The sequence below is a fragment of the Scytonema sp. HK-05 genome (genome assembly GCF_963872035.1).
Taxonomy (GTDB): domain Bacteria; phylum Cyanobacteriota; class Cyanobacteriia; order Cyanobacteriales; family Nostocaceae; genus Kalymmatonema.
This window is the reverse complement of record NZ_CAWMYC010000103.1, coordinates 165,853-184,922: the sequence shown is the minus strand read 5'-3', so window position 1 is coordinate 184,922 and position 19,070 is coordinate 165,853. Positions and strand designations below refer to the sequence as shown.

Annotated in this window: 13 protein-coding genes and 1 tRNA gene; 7 read left to right on the top strand and 7 right to left on the bottom strand. The window is 42.0% G+C overall.

What is annotated here, in order from left to right:
* Positions 1-279 precede the first annotated feature (279 nt).
* Entirely contained in the window at positions 280-942 is a 663-nt protein-coding gene (locus AACT52_RS18750; RefSeq protein WP_073627106.1) for a DUF6875 domain-containing protein, read from the bottom strand.
* Positions 943-2,282: 1,340 nt separating this feature from the next.
* Here AACT52_RS18750 and glgP point away from each other — a divergent pair.
* Positions 2,283-4,496 carry an alpha-glucan family phosphorylase gene (glgP, locus tag AACT52_RS18745; RefSeq protein ID WP_073627104.1) on the top strand — a complete coding sequence of 738 codons (2,214 nt, stop codon included), beginning with the start codon at positions 2,283-2,285 and terminating at the stop codon, positions 4,494-4,496.
* A 334-nt stretch (positions 4,497-4,830) separates the two neighbouring features.
* On the opposite strand, the gene AACT52_RS18740 is transcribed toward glgP, so the two are convergent.
* The 5 genes from AACT52_RS18740 to ruvB form a co-directional block, all read right to left on the bottom strand.
* Complete coding sequence (locus AACT52_RS18740; protein WP_073627102.1) at positions 4,831-5,997, bottom strand: GH3 family domain-containing protein; 1,167 nt, start codon at positions 5,995-5,997, stop codon at positions 4,831-4,833.
* 54 nt (positions 5,998-6,051) lie between these two features.
* On the bottom strand, positions 6,052-6,447 hold the full coding sequence (locus AACT52_RS18735; RefSeq protein WP_073627100.1) for a GH3 family domain-containing protein: 396 nt from the start codon (positions 6,445-6,447) through the stop codon (positions 6,052-6,054).
* A gap of 310 nt (positions 6,448-6,757) precedes the next feature.
* On the bottom strand, positions 6,758-8,143 hold the full coding sequence (locus AACT52_RS18730) for a cytochrome P450 (protein WP_073627098.1): 1,386 nt from the start codon (positions 8,141-8,143) through the stop codon (positions 6,758-6,760).
* Between the two features lie 11 nt (positions 8,144-8,154).
* Entirely contained in the window at positions 8,155-8,958 is an 804-nt protein-coding gene (locus AACT52_RS18725) for a tetratricopeptide repeat protein (RefSeq protein WP_073627096.1), read from the bottom strand.
* A gap of 110 nt (positions 8,959-9,068) precedes the next feature.
* Positions 9,069-10,169 carry a Holliday junction branch migration DNA helicase RuvB gene (gene ruvB, locus AACT52_RS18720; protein WP_073627094.1) on the bottom strand — a complete coding sequence of 367 codons (1,101 nt, stop codon included), beginning with the start codon at positions 10,167-10,169 and terminating at the stop codon, positions 9,069-9,071.
* A gap of 264 nt (positions 10,170-10,433) precedes the next feature.
* Here ruvB and hisF point away from each other — a divergent pair, with 264 nt between their 5' ends.
* From hisF to AACT52_RS18690, 6 genes are all read left to right on the top strand, one after another.
* The gene (gene hisF, locus AACT52_RS18715) at positions 10,434-11,201 is read left to right on the top strand and encodes an imidazole glycerol phosphate synthase subunit HisF (RefSeq protein ID WP_073627092.1); all 768 of its coding nucleotides are present in this window, start codon (positions 10,434-10,436) and stop codon (positions 11,199-11,201) included.
* Positions 11,202-11,316: 115 nt separating this feature from the next.
* Positions 11,317-11,508, top strand: a complete 192-nt coding sequence (locus AACT52_RS18710) for a hypothetical protein (RefSeq protein ID WP_073627090.1) — start codon at positions 11,317-11,319, stop codon at positions 11,506-11,508.
* A 125-nt stretch (positions 11,509-11,633) separates the two neighbouring features.
* Positions 11,634-11,706: transfer RNA gene (locus AACT52_RS18705), tRNA-Ala, on the top strand.
* A 227-nt stretch (positions 11,707-11,933) separates the two neighbouring features.
* Positions 11,934-12,479, top strand: coding sequence for a nuclease-related domain-containing protein (locus AACT52_RS18700; protein ID WP_073627088.1), 546 nt, complete (start codon positions 11,934-11,936; stop codon positions 12,477-12,479).
* The gene (locus AACT52_RS18695; RefSeq protein ID WP_073627173.1) at positions 12,476-13,441 is read left to right on the top strand and encodes a caspase family protein; all 966 of its coding nucleotides are present in this window, start codon (positions 12,476-12,478) and stop codon (positions 13,439-13,441) included. The genes AACT52_RS18700 and AACT52_RS18695 overlap by 4 nt, the downstream gene beginning before the upstream one ends.
* Before the next feature lie 28 nt (positions 13,442-13,469).
* A complete protein-coding gene (locus AACT52_RS18690) occupies positions 13,470-17,576 on the top strand; it encodes a HEAT repeat domain-containing protein (protein WP_073627086.1) in 4,107 nt (1,368 codons plus the stop codon).
* Positions 17,577-17,637: 61 nt separating this feature from the next.
* Here the strand turns inward: AACT52_RS18690 and AACT52_RS18685 are convergent, their stop codons facing one another.
* Positions 17,638-18,945: a reverse transcriptase family protein gene (locus AACT52_RS18685; RefSeq protein ID WP_083629967.1), complete on the bottom strand. Its 1,308-nt coding sequence runs from the start codon at positions 18,943-18,945 to the stop codon at positions 17,638-17,640.
* Between the last annotated feature and the right edge of the window lie 125 nt (positions 18,946-19,070).

Below are 19,070 nucleotides of genomic sequence, written 5' to 3'. Positions count from 1 at the left end.
GCTGCATTTCACTTTTGTAGATATAGACTCAACGACAAACTCTAGTTGCCGCTTTCGGGATTTCTGAGCATATCTGTTTACACAAATGAAATGCACCCAGGCTCTAATGCTTACAAAATCAAATTATCTGCCAGTTTTTAACTGTCTAGTTATTTCTGTCGAGTAGTACTAGTAATACAAATTCACAGAGATAATATTACTCTTATGAATTAAGTTGGTGAATCAGTAGTTTCTCTCAAGGAGCAACTTGACTTATGGCTGAGTAACATTTAAATGCACTCAATTTTCTTCTTGCAGTTGCTTATGTGCTAACTCCAATAGTTGATGAGCATTTTTTAACTTTTTTTCATCTTTAATTTTATGACCAAAATACTTTAAATAAGCTTCGTGAGAGGTAATACTTAAGCGCGGATCGTCTGCATGATGCATAAAAGTAAGGTCAGCTTCAGTCATAGGGCGGATAACCAGCATGGGGATGGGGCTACGAAGTGGACGGAAGTTTGGGTTGTGCAAACCTGGGCTTTCAGTACGGTTGTGAAATTCCCCTATCATCAGTCCTGCTTTAACAAAGAAAGGCTTAAGTTGTTTGTGGACAACATCAATTATTTTGGGAGCATCCTCTATATCGATATCAGGAAAGATGAATAATATTGCTTTGTTCAGGGCAGCTGGTTTTTCTCTTGGTTCTAACTCAAGGAAGATATCTAGGTAGGGTAAAATAATGTCTGCAATTTCCTGCAAAGCCAAATTTTTAGAACGAAGAACTGTTAGTCGAATGCTGTTTAACTTTAGTGAGGGAGGCACAAAAGGGCAAACAACACCAGATCTCCCTAAATCAGGGTGAGGTTTTGCCACAAAATTTTTAAGCCACTCCATGATTTCAATTAAGTAGGGAAGGTCTTGTTGAAGCTGGTGAACGTCTGTAGGTGTATAAAGTTGCATGGTTAGTAGAGTGATAAGGGATAATGATGAACTTTTTTTCAGGAGTCATCTAAAGTTATGCACAATGAAGCTAATCATTCCTAGAACACCAATTCAGTAGAACTCACCTAGTAAATGTTTGAAAATAGCACGTTAAAACTCGCATTTTCTCATTACCACTCCGATTACTGAATCGATGTTCTAGGCACAGAGAAACTGCGTTGATTTCTGATAGGATAGTTTCTCCTAAGCTCGTGTCTATCCGAAACACAGAAAATAACACTGCAACAACTATTCTTGATTTAACGCCGTTTCGGTAAATATTTGCGTCTGAGCTTAGTGGTATTAACTCCCTGTTTTGTGTCTTTTGTGAGGGTTTAGAAGAAAAATAATTAAGGCTTCTGCTTAAATTATTTTTCCTAAAAAAAGGATGAAACTTTTTTAATCAACCCTGAGACTGATTTGTATCTGTCCACAACACTATTATGATTCTTATTATTAACTAGATTGTAAAGGAGGCATTTAAATGCTTATTGAAATTGTGAATTTTCAGTATAGGGATTAAAGCATTCTTATGGCAAGAAATAGCCATTTTAATACCTCTTTATTTTTTGTTAATAAAAAATCATTAATTGATTGAGGTTATTGTAGTAGATATAAATGTGAACTAGCAGTGCTTTTTATTTAGATATGATGAAGTATGGTAAAGATTTCAGTATGGAAACAGCCATATATCAAGTTTTTTCAAAAAAATATGGATGATCAGTAATATTACTGTTGTGAGATATAAAATTTTCTTGTTTTATGCGTCAAGCAATATTTGTGTAAAGAAATAATACTAAATTAGTATTGTTTATCTGCGTATAGATTTCGATTGTTGAGCGATCGCCCAATCGTCTGTAAGGGCGCTACGCTGTCTGTCGTTTTTCTGTCCTTACTCGGGTACGCTAAGACGCCCTACACCCGAGGACACACCGGATGCAAAGACACCCCGAAGTTCCATTAAGATTGCTTGCTTGTTGGAAGAACAACGCAGGCTTGTTTCCGACAGATAGCGAGAACCGGGACAAAGCCTACACTTACCGCTTGCAGAAGTCTAGGTAGTTTACAAAACCTAACAAGACAAAAACTAAATTAAAACAATGTCAATTAATTTGATGTAGAAAAGCTGTCAAAATTGGCAAAAAAGAAGGATGATTTGGAATGAGTCTGGAAAAAGTAAAAACCGTCGAAAAAATGCTCCACGTATCAGAGGATAATTCCCAGACGCAAAATAAAGCGCAAAAACCGAAAAGGAGCAATTGTTTTGCAAGCAGATTTTGACGGTAAAAGAGAAAAACTAACAGAGAACGTAAAATATTATGAACATCAGCAGTGCAAACACCGCAGCTTTGGCGCTGCGTGAGAAATTACCTTTTCCACTCAAGCGCTTAGGAGATTTGGCTTATAACTATTGGTGGAGTTGGACGAGCGATCGCCTTGCGCTGTTCCAAACCATTGATCCCCAGGCATGGGAACGCTGCGGGCACAATCCAGTAGAAATCTTAAACTTAGCGACACACGAACGCCTCACACAGCTTGCTGAAGACCCCTTTTACCTGAAGCAGATCGGGGCGCTGGTGCGTGAGTTTGACGAATATATCACCACAAAAGACACTTGGGTGAGCCGCGTAGCACCGCAGATTACCCAAGAACATCCGATTGCTTACTTTTGCGCGGAATTTGGTATTCATGAATCTCTCCCTGTTTACTCTGGTGGTTTGGGCATTCTCGCTGGGGATCACCTAAAGTCAGCCTCAGATTTGGGAGTCCCAATGGTTGGTATAGGCTTGCTGTATCGCCAAGGTTACTTCCGACAGCGGTTGAACCGCAACGGTTGGCAAGAAGATTACTACGTTGACAACCCCTTCCCCCAAATGCCTTTGGAGTTAATTAAAAATGAGCAAGGGGAACCAATCACAATAGAGGTAGAAGTTCGCCAACGATTGGTGAAAGTGCAAATATGGCGAGTGCAAGTGGGGCGCGTGAGTCTTTATTTATTGGATAGCGATCGCCACGACAATGATCCCATCGACCGCTGGTTGACAGGACACCTTTACGGCGGGAACCAGGAAACCCGCATAGCCCAAGAAGTCGTCTTAGGAATTGGCGGCGTGAAAGCCCTCACTGCCTTAGGAATTCAACCTTCTGTCTATCACCTCAACGAAGGTCATGCGGCATTCTGTACATTGGAAATTTCGCGGCAAGAAATTGAACGCACTGGCAAATCCTTCTACGACATCGAAGCCGACGTGCGAAATCGTTGCGTGTTCACCACCCACACACCCGTTCCCGCAGGTCACGATGTCTTCTCGCCTGATTTGATAGACTCCTTCTTTGCCCACTACTGGACGAAGCTACGCCTATCCCGCGAGCAATTCTTGGCATTAGGCGCACGGCGACTGGGCGATCCTTGGGAACCCTTTGGCATGACAGTTTTGGCACTGCGGATGTGTCGTGCAGCCAATGGCGTGAGTGAATTGCACGGTCAGGTTTCTCGCAAAATGTGGACGATTCTGTATCCAGAACGTCCTGAAGACAAAGTGCCTATCGGTTATATTACCAATGGTGTGCATGCACCCACTTGGACTGCTCCCTTGTTAGCAGAGTTGTACGCTCAATACTTAGGCGCAGACTGGAAAACTCGTGTCATTGATCCCAAGACGTGGGAGAAAATTGACGAAATTCCAAATGAGGAACTGTGGTGGCGGCACCTAGTCCTCAAAGAGCGACTCATTGCTCACACCCGCTATAAAATTAAGAAAGCACGGGAACAGCGCGGTGAAGAATACGAAAAAATTCAGGCAACAGAAACACTGCTTGATCCCAACGTGTTGACTATCGGATTTGCCAGACGCTTCAGCCCATATAAACGAGGTCATCTGCTTTTACGTGACGCTGAACGGGCGCTAAGAATTTTTGGTAATGCCCAACGTCCCGTACAGATTATCTTTGCAGGTAAAGCTCACCCAGCCGATGAAGAAGGCAAACGGATTATTCAACGCTTGATGGAGTGGTGTCAACATTCAGCAATTCAGCATCGAGTTGCATTTATTGAAGACTACGATATTTACGTTGGTCAAAAACTCGTGCAGGGCGTTGATGTTTGGTTGAACAATCCCCGTCGCCCCTTAGAAGCATCTGGAACAAGTGGGCAAAAAGTCTGCTTTAATGGTGGCATCAATTGCAGCGTCCTAGATGGCTGGTGGTGCGAAGGATACAAAACAGATGCCAATGGTCAAGGGATAAATGGTTGGGCAATTGGTGAGGATGCTCACACCAGCGATCAGGATTTACAAGATAGGATAGATTCGGAATCACTTTATAAGCTCTTGGAAGAGCAAATAGTGCCTTTGTACTATGACCAGGATGCTAACGGCACTCCTCACCGCTGGGTGCAGATGATGAAGGCATCAATCAAGACGAATGCACCGCTGTTCAACACAGATAGGATGATTGCTGATTACGTGTCGCAGGTTTACGTTCCAGAAATCGCCACTCGTGTTGGACCGATTTTAGCGAAGGTTCTGGTTTAGAGAATTTTAGGTTTCTTGGTTCAGCATCCGGGCAGGTTTTAAACCTGCCCTTTTCTTATGTTATTGGCAACAAGATTCCCGACTTCTTGAAGAAGTCGGGAATCTTATTACTTACGTGTCTCCTATCGGAGGAGCTTACGGTAACAAAGTAGCGTGTCCGTAGGCCTTATGATTTAAGATTGCTATATCTGGATAATATAGCGCTTTTCGTTTGGATGAAGTAATGATCTATCTGTGTCCACCCCCCTCATTCCCCCCTCTTGAGGGGGGAAGACAGAGGAAAAACTTTTATTTATTGTCCATCTGTGGTTCTTATTTCTTGATGTAATGATTGTTAAGATGCGCTTACCCTGCTCTTACCCTGAGGCATAAAGTGAGCGGTAGAACCAAAAAAATTAAGAAAATCTTGGCTCTCAGTTAGACAGGGTAGCTTCTTCTGCCCTGGATTCCATTCACCAACTTTTGTTTTTGCCAAAATATATCTGTCAAATTCTCCTGCTGGTAGACTGATTACATGCAATGGCTGAAGGGCATTCGCTTTTCGTACATCAGCATACGACACATTTAATTCAAAGATAGATTGCTCGATATCCGTTGCGAATTGATCTAAATCCTGTGGAGGAGTAGAAAAATCAATGGCAACAACGTAGTGTGGACGTGGTTCAGTCACCGCCGTGCATAAATACTCCCGATGCACACACTGATTCTTTCTTATTGCTTCACTTAGAGCTACTTTTATGTGAGTTTCACTCATTTTTTCCGCTGCTATGTTAACCTCTTTTACCAGCCGTCGTGAATATAAAAATAACAGAGGCTGAGTAGAAACAATTTTAATAATGTCGCCAGGAATATAGGTGGTAAAACCAAGATAATTAGAGATGCAAAATACATACTCCTTACCAGGTTTGACATCAGCTACTGTGTATCGCGTTGGGGTACTTCCATTCTCAAACTTCCAATTGATATACTCATCAACATCTAGAAACTCATAGAAAGCATTGTTTGGCGTGAAAACCATCGCCGGATTGTTTATATCATACTGAAATCCATAAAAACCTTCTGAACCAACGTAACTCTGAAAAATTAGACTATTAGGCAAAATTTCATCTATCCAACTTCTATATTTATATGGATCGACACCAGCTAGTTGTAGACATAATAAATTAGACCATATTCTAGAGATTTTTAGCTTGCCATCTTCTCGATATAATTGCTGTAACTCTGCTGCTCGTTCTGGATTCTTTTCTGCCAATACTGAAAATAGTTTGCCACCAAAAGCATTTTCTATTTCTTGTAAAAACATTAATACGTAATTTGTAATCCCCCCGATGCGCGTGAGATTTCTTTGCACATAATAAACTCCTGTTTGCAGCATTCTCTCCTCCCAGTCTTCAATCGATTGAATACCTACAGGAGGTGCAAAAGGATTTTCTGGAGAACTATGTTTTGCTATCCAGCCACTAGCAAATGCTAAAGTTTTTTTTGTGGCTCCAGTTCCCACAGTGCCACAATTACCACTAGCGTGTATTAATAAACTTTCACCTTCTAATATTTTTCAAGCTTTAGAACCAACACGATGGATAAAACAATTAAGAATAGCATTGCCAGAAGTAAAAAAAGTTTTTTCAAACTCTGTATTATAAGGAAACAGTTTAGGTGAACCAGTTGTGCCTGAAGTTTGAATCCAATGAGTAGGTGGTTCTGGATAAAGTACATTGGTTTCACCTGCAACAATCCGCTGAATATAAGGTTTTAAATCGCTGTAATGCTGAATAGGGGTTTGAGCTTGGAATTGTTCAATACTTTTAATATCAGCGTAGCCTCTTTCTTTACCTACAGCAGTGTCTTTGAGTTTATTTAATAGAGAGAACAGAAACTTTTCTTGAGTGATAAAAATATTATTATATTCTTTGAACCAAGCTTCCATTTCACTTTTAATTTGTTCGTACATAATAAGACCTGGCAATTAATGTCTTCACGAAGTTTACCTAACTAGAGTTTAACCTAACCTGCACTACCTCCTGCTGTTTTTTAGTTCAGTCGAACTCACGTTAAATTTAATAAAGTAAGAAAACCACTGTAGGCAGAACCATGCAATCGTTAAAGTCAAAACCTTTTATTTATTAGATGCAAATGAAATCACCTTATGCACTTAATTTAATAAAGGCGTTGTGTTCGCACCAGCAGAGGTTCTGCCGATGGCGGTGACTACAAGGCAGTCTCAAAATGAGCGGATACTTCAGACTCAGTCTCATTAAGTGCTAAATTGAACTGCCAACAGGCTGATTAGGTTGCTGTTGACGCACGCGCTTTCCCATGTTCACCATCTTGAACCTAGCAGCAGGGGCGAGAAAGAAGCCTCGGCGCTGTGGTTTCACTGGTCTGCTATCAGCCAAAGCTAGTTGATAATTTGATACGATTGTCGCTACTACCAGTTTCATTTCAAACATCGCCAATGCCGCACCAACACAGCGACGATTGCCTCCACCAAAAGCAAAAAACTCAAATGGCGAGTATTGCCGTTCTAAAAATCGTTCTGGTTTAAACTGTTTTGGTTGTGGATAAAGATCCTCTCGCTGGTGAGTCAGATAAATAGAAGGAAGCAGCACGGTATCAGTATCAAAGTGATAGTCTCCCAGCTTTAAGGGAGCTTTCAAAATCCTAGGCCAAGTCAGGAATAATGGTGGATAAATACGCAGTGTTTCTTGGCACACAGCGGTTAAATACGGCAGAGGAACAATGTCTGTGGGGTTAGAATTTTCACTAAGGCTACTGAGTTCTTCCAGTAGCTTGTCCCGTACCTGTGGCTGGTAGTGAATCCAGTATAAAGCCCAGCATAAAGAACTGGCTGTGGTTTCGTGACCAGCTAACAGCAGAGTTATGAGTTCATCGTGCAACTCTTCATCTGTCATCCCCTCACCCTGCTCATCGCGAGCTGAAATCATTAAGGAGAGGATATCAGTACGCTCACGGTCGTTTTGTCTACGCCTGTCCTGAATTTCGGCGTAGAGTAGCTGATCAATTCGCTCCTGGCGACGCCGAAAGCTTCCCCACGGACTCCAAGCCCCTAAATCCTTTTGCAAGAACTTAAAGAACAGCATAGACGCCCGTAAAGGAGAAACTGTCAGATCCATCATCTCTGCTAGCAGTTGTCTCAGTTCCTCATAACGCGGTCCTTCATTAAGACCAAAAACAGCTTGCAAGATGACTCGCAGACTTATTTCTTGCATCGATTCCCTGACACAGAAGGGCTTGCCAATAGTCCACTGACTGCTGACTTGTTTGGCGAGGGTACAAATCAAATCGCCATAGGCTTGCATCCGTTCGCCATGAAAAGGGGGGGTTAAAAGCCGTCGCTGACGCTGGTGGCTAGATCCATCCAACAAAAGCATAGAGTGTTCTCCGACGAAGACTTTTCCCAGTCCATTCCCTCGACCAGAGTCAAACAGTTTAGGATCAGCTGTGAAAATTTCTTGAATTGCTTGCGGATTACTGATGAACACCGCTTCGGGGTAGAGATTTCCCCACCGGGCGGTGAAGAAATCTCCGTAGCGTTGGAAAGACGTTTCCATATAACCTAAAGGGTCAGCAACCCACTGTAATAGTTGCAACCAAGGGGGGGTTTTAGGTCCATCAGGTAATCTCATAGTAAATACCCCTACTTTAATGTCAAAAATTTATTCAAAGCTGTTACCATACTGGGAGGCCAACGCCGAACATTTGCCACCCACTTAATATCTTTATAGCGTTGATCAAGTCCGACTGCTGAGACCCAGTTACTCTCGGCTTCACCTTGTTTTCCCTGTACCCAATAGGCGGCGGTGATGGCGGCGCGCACATCGGCAAAGTTAGGATATTTCCGGAGAATATTGCGCATTTCGCGAATTGCTTCGTCTACTTGACCAGTTTCATACAAAGCAAGGGCGTAGTTAGCACGGGCAAAGGCAAAATTTGGGGCAACTTCAGCGGATTTTTTGTAATCTGCGATCGCCTGCTCCCATTTCCCCAAACCAGCATTGGCATTGCCCCGATTGTTGTATGCCATTGCATCTTTCGGGTCAAGTTCTAGAACGTGATTGTAATCTGCGATCGCCTCTTGCCATTTTCCCAAACCCTCCAACGCCGTACCACGATTCAAGTAAGGGTCAGTCACATTCGGGGCAAGTTCTACCGCCTTATTATAATCTGCCAGTGCTTCTTGCAACTTATTTTGACTAACTCTAGAATTTCCCCGGTTACTCAAAGCAGCTGCATTATCCGGGGATTGCTCAATAATCTGCGTCCAGTAACGTTCAGCTGTCGTAAAATCACCTTTATCTGTAGCCGCAAAAGCCTTTGTCGCTAACTCATCGCGTTGCTGTAACTGTTCTTGACTTAAATTGGGAGACTGAGTTTGTGCCATGACAACCTCACCCCACCCAAACACAAGCAACAGACTCAGAAAAATAACGATTAATCTCATTTTAGTGGTTAGTGGTTAGTAGTGAGTAATTAGTAGTGGGTAGTAGAAATTTTTAACAACTATCAAATGTAGAGACGCGCTATGGCGCGTCTCTACAACTACCTACAAACTTAAGGCAATAATGACAATTGTTCGTTTGGGGGTTTAAAACCCAAATGCTTGTAAGCTGCTGGTGTCGCCACCCTACCACGGGTTGTCCGGCTTAAATAGCCAATCTGCATCAGATAAGGTTCATAGACTTCCTCAATGGTTTGTGTATCTTCACCCGTCGCTGCGGCGATTGTTTCCAATCCCACTGGACCACCGTTAAAGTTTTCAATAATCACACTTAACATCCGCCGATCTGTCCAATCTAAACCGCAGGGATCGACTTGAAAGAGTTGCAATGCTTCTGCTGCCACTTTTTCGTTAATTTCCCCAGATAATTTGACTTGGGCATAATCACGGACTCGCTTGAGTAATCTATTGGCAATACGCGGTGTTCCCCGCGCCCGACGGGCAATTTCTGTAGCACCATCTTCTGTGATGGCTGTTTGGAGTAATTCGGCACTGCGCAGGACAATTTTGCTCAGTTCATCCACTTCATAAAATCTCAGTTTTTGAATTAAGCCAAAGCGATCGCGCAACGGAGATGTCAGCGCCCCAACACGAGTTGTTGCCCCAACCAAGGTATACTTTGATAAAGGTATGCTCCGAGTTTTGGCGCTGGAACCTTTACCAATAGTAATATCTAGGCGATAATCTTCCATTGCCGGGTATAAAATTTCTTCGCTCATCCGCGACAGGCGATGAATTTCATCGATAAACAGAACATCTCCTGGCTTCAGATTTACCAGTAGCCCGACAATATCCCTGGGACGTTCTAAAGCTGGCGCACTGGTAATTTTGCAGTTTACTCCCATCTCGGCTGCTAATATCATAGCCATTGTGGTTTTCCCCAATCCCGGAGGACCGTATAACAGCAGGTGATCCAGCACCTCGCCCCTAGACTTCGCGGCTTTAATGGCAATTTCTAGTACGTCCTTTAAATCTTTTTGCCCGATGTAGTCAGCAAATCGGTGCGGTCGTATACTTTCTTCTTGCTTACCTTCATCAACAGCTGCTTCGGGTTGTAAAAGATTTTCCTTTGGAGGGGATGAAGCAACCGGACGACGCTGCTTTGGTTGTCCGTTGGGTTCTGGGGGCTGTTTTTTCGAGGAGATAATCGCCATAGTTGCTGCTGTTAATCAGTATACGATTGCACCAGGAGTCTTTCGGGGGTAGGGCGTAAGGGTGTAAGCGAACAAAAGTGCAATTGACTCTTAAGAGTTGACAATGCTAAATTTTTCAGCGCTTACACGCCCATTTTCCTACACCTCTACACCCTTATTTTCTCCTGCCCCCTTACTCACGTACGAAAATTTTGTTTCTGTAATACTCTCGTCAATTTAAAATTTAGATTCCGGGTAATCACAACAGGAGTGTAAAACGAAGGAATGCTAGCTAAAAGAATCTTACCGTGCCTGGATGTGAAGGCGGGACGAGTTGTCAAAGGAGTTAACTTTGTTAACTTGAAGGATGCAGGCGATCCGGTAGAACTGGCAAAGGTTTACAACGATGCAGGTGCAGATGAGTTAGTGTTTCTGGATATTACAGCCACTCATGAAGACCGGGGCATTATCATCGACGTAGTGTACCGAACTGCCGAACACGTCTTTATTCCCCTGACTGTAGGTGGTGGCATCCAATCCTTAGAAAATGTTAAAAATCTTTTACGAGCTGGAGCAGACAAGGTTAGTATTAATTCTGCGGCGGTACGTGAGCCAGATTTTATTAATCGAGCAAGCGATCGCTTTGGCAACCAATGCATAGTCGTTGCTATTGATGCCAGACGACGACTAGACCCCAATAACCCTGGTTGGGATGTATATGTCCGTGGTGGAAGAGAAAATACTGGCATTGATGCCCTATTTTGGGCGCAAGAAGTTGAAAAACGTGGCGCAGGAGAACTCTTAGTCACAAGTATGGATGCTGATGGCACTCAAGCAGGTTATGACACAGAGTTAACTCGGGCAATTGCTGAAGCCGTACAAATTCCAGTGATTGCATCTGGTGGTGCAGGTAATTGCGAACACATCTATACCGCCCTTACAGAAGGTCAAGCAGAAGCAGCATTACTTGCCTCGCTTTTACATTACGGACAATTAAGCGTTGCTGAGATTAAAAGTTATCTGCGCGATCGCCAAGTTCCGGTGAGAATGTAATCTCCAGTAACAAATCTTTATCTAACCAAAGATAGACCAAAACTAGAGTATTTCAACACAGTTCTTGAAAATGATGTTAATATAAATTAACTAGATTTAAGAAATATTAAAAAATATGTTGATACCTATTTTAGTTTTTGATGTAGCGCTAGTAGCCTGGTCGCTGCACCTGATGGAAAAGGCATATGAGAATAAAGAATTTTCCTTAATGTTAGCTGGTACGCTGGTTGGCTTAGCGGCAGCTGCCATGCTAGTGGTTTACTTCCTGATGGGGCATTGTATGAGCTACTTGCTGCAACTATCTTGAATTGACAATTGCGCTCGGCTATTTGCTAATAGCAGTAATTAGCAATTAGCAAATAGCCAGTCTTTAATTAGCAGTATTGACAAATAGTAAATTTATAAACTAAAATTTCTAATGCACGATAGTGCGGGGTTATAGCTCAGTTGGTAGAGCACCTCAATGGCATTGAGGGGGTCAGCGGTTCGAATCCGCTTAGCTCCATGTAGGCTGATATTATGACGTTTTTTGGCGACAGCAAGTATTACTTGCCAAGAATGGTCATATGTTGCCTTTAAGTATTACTTTATTTTGTCAGCGTTAAAAGATTTACTAATTGCTCTGGGCTAGGGTTGCACTTGACGTGGTGGTAGTCGCTTCCTTAATTTTTAGAGTCCCAACAACTGTAAGCTTCACAAAGAAGCAAATTTAATACCATTAACCACAGAAAATTGTTACCAGAAAAACAGCCAGGAGAGTATATCCGTAAATTGGGTGAGGAGCGACGCCAGTCAGCAATCCTGCTTTATGCTCTTGCAGTGGGTGTTCTGATTGGTACAGTGCTGTTATTCAGTATCTTAAGGACTTCTTCCTTGAAAGTTTTGCTCTCGCTAGGGGGATTGGTAGGCTCATACTACCTATACTGCAATGGGCAACACCTGGTCAAACGAGCTGGTGATGCTCAACGTGGTGCTATAGCCGAAACCGAAGTAGCTGCATTATTGCGTTCCCTGGAACGTCAAGGATGGCAAGTAGAATACAACATACCAATTAAGAGATGGGGAGATGCCGATGTGGTATCGCACTCTCCCAAAGGCAACTGGTACGTAGTCGATGTCAAATCCCACGGTGGAACCAAAGTTTATGAAAGCGATCGCCTGCGAAAGCGCTACGGCAGAAACACCTATGATTTTAAAGAGGGCGATTTGATTGAAAAAGTCAAAGGTCAAGCAAAAGAAGTGAGGCGCAATATATTTAATGGAGCAAGATGGAAATGAGCGATAAGTTTACTAACGGTCATGCACTATTAATTGGCGTGGGAGAGTCTGCTTATAGTAAATTGTCACTACCAGTAACTGTCAAAGATACTCAGGCAATTTATGCTGCTTTAATTGACTCGGAACTTTGCGCCTATCCCGATAACAAAGAGCATATTCGGGTGCTAAATAATCAGGAAGCAACGAAGGCAGCTATTGTGGATGGATTGAATTGGTTAAAAGGAAAAGCAGAATCCGACCCAAATGCAACCGTATTTGTTTACTATTCAGGACATGGCTGGGTACATGAAGAAACCAAACGCTATTACTTACTACAACATGATGTTAAGCCTACCAAGCTTGCCAGTTCTGCACTATCAGCAGAAACTTTCACCGATGCATTGCGACAAATTCAAGCTGAACGTTTGTTAGTCGTCATTGATAGCTGTCATGCAGCAGGAATGGCAACTTCTAAAGAGGCAGATGCTGAATTAGAAGAAGAATTTGATGATTTCCTCCGAGTTGCCCCATCTAAAGGCTTTATTGATGAGTTGAAACAAGGTGAAGGCAGAGTTGTTTTTACTTCCTCCAAAGGACAGCAAAAATCTTGGATAAAAAATGAATCAAGCAGCATCTATACTTATCACTTTCTCGAAGCTTTGCAAGGTGCAGGAAACAAACCTGGTGATACAGAAGTAAAAGTTTCTAATTTAATGAATCATCTGGGTAAAGCAGTGCCTGAAAGTGCTCGTAAGCTGTACAACACAGAGCAAATTCCTCATTTTGACATGGATGCTGGAGATTTTGTGATTGCCAAGCTTCGGGGTGGTAAGGGTTTACCCGATAAAGGATGGGATGAGGTTAAGCCTCAAGCGATGCAAAAGATTAATAAAATTGCCGACGTGATAAAGCAAAATGGGAAATTTATCACTAATATCAATGAAGCCAGTAATTTTCACATCGGTGATGTTTACAATAAATAACTGCGGCAAGTGCGATAGGGAATGACTAATGGCTATCCCAGATGAACTGAAGGTTATTATTGAAAAACTTGCAGCAGGTATTGCAACAGATGAGGAAATTGAAGCCGTCCGCCAAGCTTGTAAAGGTAGTGAAAGGATATCATCCCAACTTGGGAAGTATGTCATCAATATTGAGCAGGGACAAGGAATACAGATTGGCGATCGCATCTATATAGAACTTAACAGTGAGGCACCGCAAGCTCCGATCCAGCTTCCAACGCTAAGCCCAGAAGCCCTACGGGAAGCTGTCCGTCAGTTTCTAGAAGACATCGAAAACACCTTCAAGTCCATTCACCTATTCCATACACCGCAGCCGATCACCCTAGAAGACCAATACATTCCCATCCAAGTCTCCCTAGAGCGTCGCTACCGCCATGAAGTAGAAAGCACTTGGAGCTATGCGGAATCGGAAGCTGATCTCAAACGTGCTTATGCTCTTAAAAGTGGAGACAACGAAAGCCCGCAGGAGCAGGTGAACTGGAAGACGGCGAAAGCCCAGCATAAAAATATCATTGTGTTAGCAGATCCCGGCATGGGCAAGTCTACACTGTTACGTCTGGAGGCGCTATCCACTGCCCAGCAAGCACGCCAGGAAATTGAGAACGGGCAAGAGTTGGATGTTGTTGTCTTTCCGCTCTATCTGCGGCTTTCGGATTTAGCCGATAGTCCGAAAGAAGAAGAAATCCTTGAAAGTGTGTCTCGCTTGATACAACTGGACTATCCGAAGATAGCACCAAATATTCTACTGTTGTTGCGAGAAAAGTTGAAAGTGGGGCAGTGCTTGTTACTGTTGGATGCTCTAGATGAGGTGCCACAGGAGAAACGCATTTCCCTCTCACAGAAGCTGAACCGCTTTGCTCAAAATTATCCTTGCCCAATTGTTAGCACATCCCGAATAGTCGGTTACTACAGTGGGGCATTTGTGGACGGGGTGAAGGAAGTGGAAATTGTCCCTTTTAGCCACCGGCAGACGGAGCAGTACGTAGAAACTTGGTTCCGCAATGCGGCGAGGTACTTGAATAATAATACTGTGTTGGCATCGGAATTGATTCGAGAGTTACGCAATAAACCCCAGATTCGAGGCTTGGCGCAAAATCCACTGCTGTTATCGTTAATTTGCAGTCTGTATCAGGAGAAAGGGCTGACATTGCCTACACGACGCTGGCAAGTTTATGAGAAGGCAGTGGAATACATATTGAGCAGATGGTGTATTGATAATCGTAGGCAAATTCCAGATAGTGCATGGGTGTCAGTCAAACAAGAGCTACTGGGAGAACTTGCCTATCAATTTAGCTGCGAGAGGAAGGAGATTTTTACTATGTATGACCTCCGCAGCAAGCTCGAAAAATATTTGGGAAATGAGTCTATCTCAACAGATTTCAGAAGTATTAGGACTTCCGATCTAATAGCAGAACTATCTGAAAAAGATGGCATCTTGCAAAAGTTGAGTAGAGATAGAAAGCAATACTTGTTTCTGCACCGGACGTTCCAGGAGTATCTAACAGCCTGTTACTTGAAGCACTCCATAGAAACAGACCTAAGCAGAGGTGTTTCTCTAGTAAGAAAATATTTCCGTAAATACGAATGGCATGAAACTTTAAGCCTTCTAGCAGGATTGCTGGACGATCCAATTCCTTTGCTCCAAGCTATCACTACAGAAAAGGACGATATTTTTTATAGTCTTTTACTGCTGGCGGGTCAGTGTATTGCTGAATGTGAAGATAAATCTCATCCCCTCATCCAAGAAATTATTGAAAGAATCTATAAATTATGGTACTCACGCCCGTCTATCGGTTTTTTTAGCTTAGCTGTCGAAAGACTCGCTTGTACGAATAGCACAATGTTAGAAAAATTATTACGCCAAGCACTAAAAGACGGTTCTAAAGAGGTTAGATGTGGGGCTGTAAAGATTTTAGGGAATATTGCTACTTCACAAGTTACTGAACACCTAATTACAACTATTAAAGATGACGATGTTTCTGTAAGATTTTGGAGCGCCCTATATTTAGGCAGTATTACTGAAGAAAAAGCAATCACAGAATCTTTAAGACAAGCGCTAAAAGAAAATAATGCTAACGTAATAAAAGTTATTTTTTTAGTTTTAAGTAAGAATAAGAACGATCAATTTTTAATAAAAGTAATTACCAGTTTAATGATTCCTGTAGATGATTATATTATCGAAAATTTTATTATAGGAAAAATTTTTGACTACATTAAGAAATCTGTGATTATTTTTGAATATCATAAATTTCATTTAAATAATTTTCAGAGAATCAATACTTTTTGTTTTGTTAATTTTTTACTAGAATGTTTTAAATTTCTGCATGGCTCTTTTATAAAAGAAGCTATAACTTTACTGGGAGACTTGGATGATTTAAATGCGCTTGCAGGGTTAACGAGAGTGTTGCAACCCTTAGACAAGGATATTAGAAGATGGGTCACACAAGCTTTGGCAACCATAAAGGATTCGCAATTTATTCAAGTACAAATCCAAGATACCTATGATTATGATTATGACGATGAAAGTGAACTTAGTAAGAAACTAGCTAAAGAATTAGCAAAAATTGATAGTCAAGAAGTCACAGAGAAAGTAATCCAAAAACTTTATATTCGTTGTAGCGAAGTCAGAAAGAAAGCCGCTATTGCTCTAGGGAAACTTGGTAATTCACAAGCAGTCGATATCTTGAGCCACACTCTTAACGATTCAGATAGCGAAGTCAGAAGGGAAGCCGCTATTGCTCTAATTAAAATCGATAATTTACAAGCAGTTGAAACATTAAGGCAGGTTGTAAACAATTCGGATAGCAAAGTTAGACGGGAAGCAACAATAGCTCTGGGAGCAACTGATATACCTCAGGCGATTGAATTACTCACTCAACTTCTCAATGACCAAGATGGCGACATCAGATTGTGTGCAACCACAGCCTTAGGAGAGATTGGTAGTTCCCACGCTGTAGAAATTTTAATCCGCACTCTCGGTCATCCAGATGGTGACGTCAGACGAGAAGCTGCTGCGGCTTTGGGAGAAATTGGTAGTCCAGAAGCGGTTGACGCCTTAATTAACGCTCTCAAGCATGAAGGAAATAACGAAGATAGAAGGTGGATTGCAGCAGCGCTCGGAAAAATCAAATGGGCAGCAAAAGACTTAAAAAATCATAGAAATACACAAATAGTTGAGAGTTTAATTCATACTCTTAACGATTCTGACAGTTATGTTAGAAGATGGATTGCAGTTACCTTAGGTAAGATTCGCCATTCTAAAGCAGTAGAACCATTGATTGGCGCTCTCAGTGATCAGGATATCAGCGTTAGAAAACATGTTGCGATCGCCTTAGGCAGAATATGCGACCCTAAGGCAGTTGTAGCATTGGTTAACGTTATCAAGGATCGAGACAATGAGGTGAGAGAACAAGCCATTTTGGCTTTAGCGAGGATCGGCGATCCGCGAGCGACAAAAGCTTTAATTTCAGCTTTAAGTTCTCCGGATAACAATTTCAGAATGGGGGCTGCTGCTGTTTTAGGAAAGATGCAGTGGGGTATATATGTCATTGTGCAAACTTTTAATAAAATTCGCATACCTAGAATCTTGCCTGTATTTCCATCTTTAACGTCTCCATCTAGAAATTTTCAAGTGTTACCTCCTATTACTTTAAGAAAAACTGAAGATGTACAAGTATTTTCAGCAATAATCCGCGCTCTCGATCCTCCAGACAGCTGTGTAAGATGTCGAGCAGCAACAGCTTTAGGAGAGATAGGTGATTATGAAGCGGTCAAATCATTAGTTCGAGCGCTTGTCGATCCAAATAGCGATGTTAGGGGACGAGCAGCAGCAGCTTTGGGAAAAATTGGTAGTCCACAAGCAATTAAAGCCTTAATCCAAGCTCTAAGCCATCCGGATAGAGGGGTACAAAAAGAAGCTGTAGCAGCCCTAAAAGAGCTCGGTACATCAAAAGTTCTAAAGAGTATTACGCACTCTCCTAAGATAGACCTTTACGATCCTGATGTATATACCCTGGCAAGAATACTAGCGATTAAAGCTAGCATGAGCGAGCAAAAAGATAAATTTTTTCCTGTTTATCCTACAAAAGTTCAATGAATTGATATATCTGTCGTTATCTGCTATGAATTTGTTTGAACTTTTTCTTTGCTATAAGTAACTAACACCCATGCTTCTCCTTTATGATGCGAATTTGCTCTCGAAATTTAGCTCCCTTTTCAGGATCAACCATGTAAACAAAATTTGCAAAGCCCTGAATTGAGGCGATGAGATCCTCGGACTTCCCCCAGTGTTTACCCTCTAAACCATCTTTCTCAATTTGATAAAGAGTTGCACGAAAACGTTTCAACTTTTGCCTAGAAATACTGAGTTTACTGTTGACTACAATACCAGTAACTTCTAGCCGATTGCATTTACGCAGAATTCTGGTCTTGTCTTTGTTGATTTCAAAACCCTCATGTCTCACAATCGATTCTGTCTGCCTAAGAATATTGCAGATATTGCATAGGCTTTCATTAGAAGCTGAAAAGGTGAGGTCATCAGCATAGCGAGTATAACGAAATCCAAAGCGCTCACCCATCTGAGTTAATCGTCGGTCAAGACGGCGGCATATCAGATTCGTAATCATTGGACTTGTTGGTGCGCCCTGTGGCAAATAACTGCGATGGTTTACAAAGGTGACAGTACAAAGTAAACCAAAGATTGTTGAAGCTGACTCTGAATATCCAAAAGACTTGAAAAGACCCTTAACACGCCTATAGGAGATAGAAGGAAAAAAGTCTTTGATATCTATATTAATAAGTACATCTGCTCCCACATGAGGCTCTGCATTTGTCACAATTGAGCGGCGTTTTCCAAATTTTATTTTGCTGGAGGACAAGCTAAGAGTCAACAGATAAATTGTAGATTTTATTCTTCTCCAAAAATTGAAGAGATTACCGAAATGTCTTGGTTCTAAATGTTGTAGCGACCGTAAGAAATCATTTTTCCCATTAGTTTCTGTCTTTATTACTCTGCTACTACGAAAACCATGGGCAGCATCGTGAAGAGAAGAGTCTAGCTTCTTTAGAATGTTATTTAGAATCCAATACTGTGCATCTTTGAGACGTCGTGTAGGAGCAGAAATAACTCGTTCCCCACCTGTCTTTTTAGGAATATAAAAGCGAATATAGTGATGTTTCGTTGCTGCGTCTAGTTTGGGCGAGAAAACCAACAGACGTAGCTCTTCTAAGTCAACTTCCATTGCTTGAGAGATCCCCCGGAAGGAATTGCATTTAGGCAACCCATATTTCCGTAGTATTTCCTCGTTACCTTGTTGGTTTCGCTTAGCTTTACCCTGTAATTGCTTTTGCTGCCAGTAGTTTTCTGCCACAGCATTTGTCTCTTGCCACCATCTATTTAGTTGTTTCTCTATGTCTTCATCATCTTCATAATTGTCGCCAGAAGTTCCCCTTGGATTAACTTGCATTCACCCACCCTTTCTCTCATTCCTCACACTAATTTTCCAGGTCAAGTACAAATAACTGAGTTACTCAATGTGGAAATTTGAACGTAAAGTAAAAGAGGGTAAGCATAACAGTTAGCAGGTTTCCC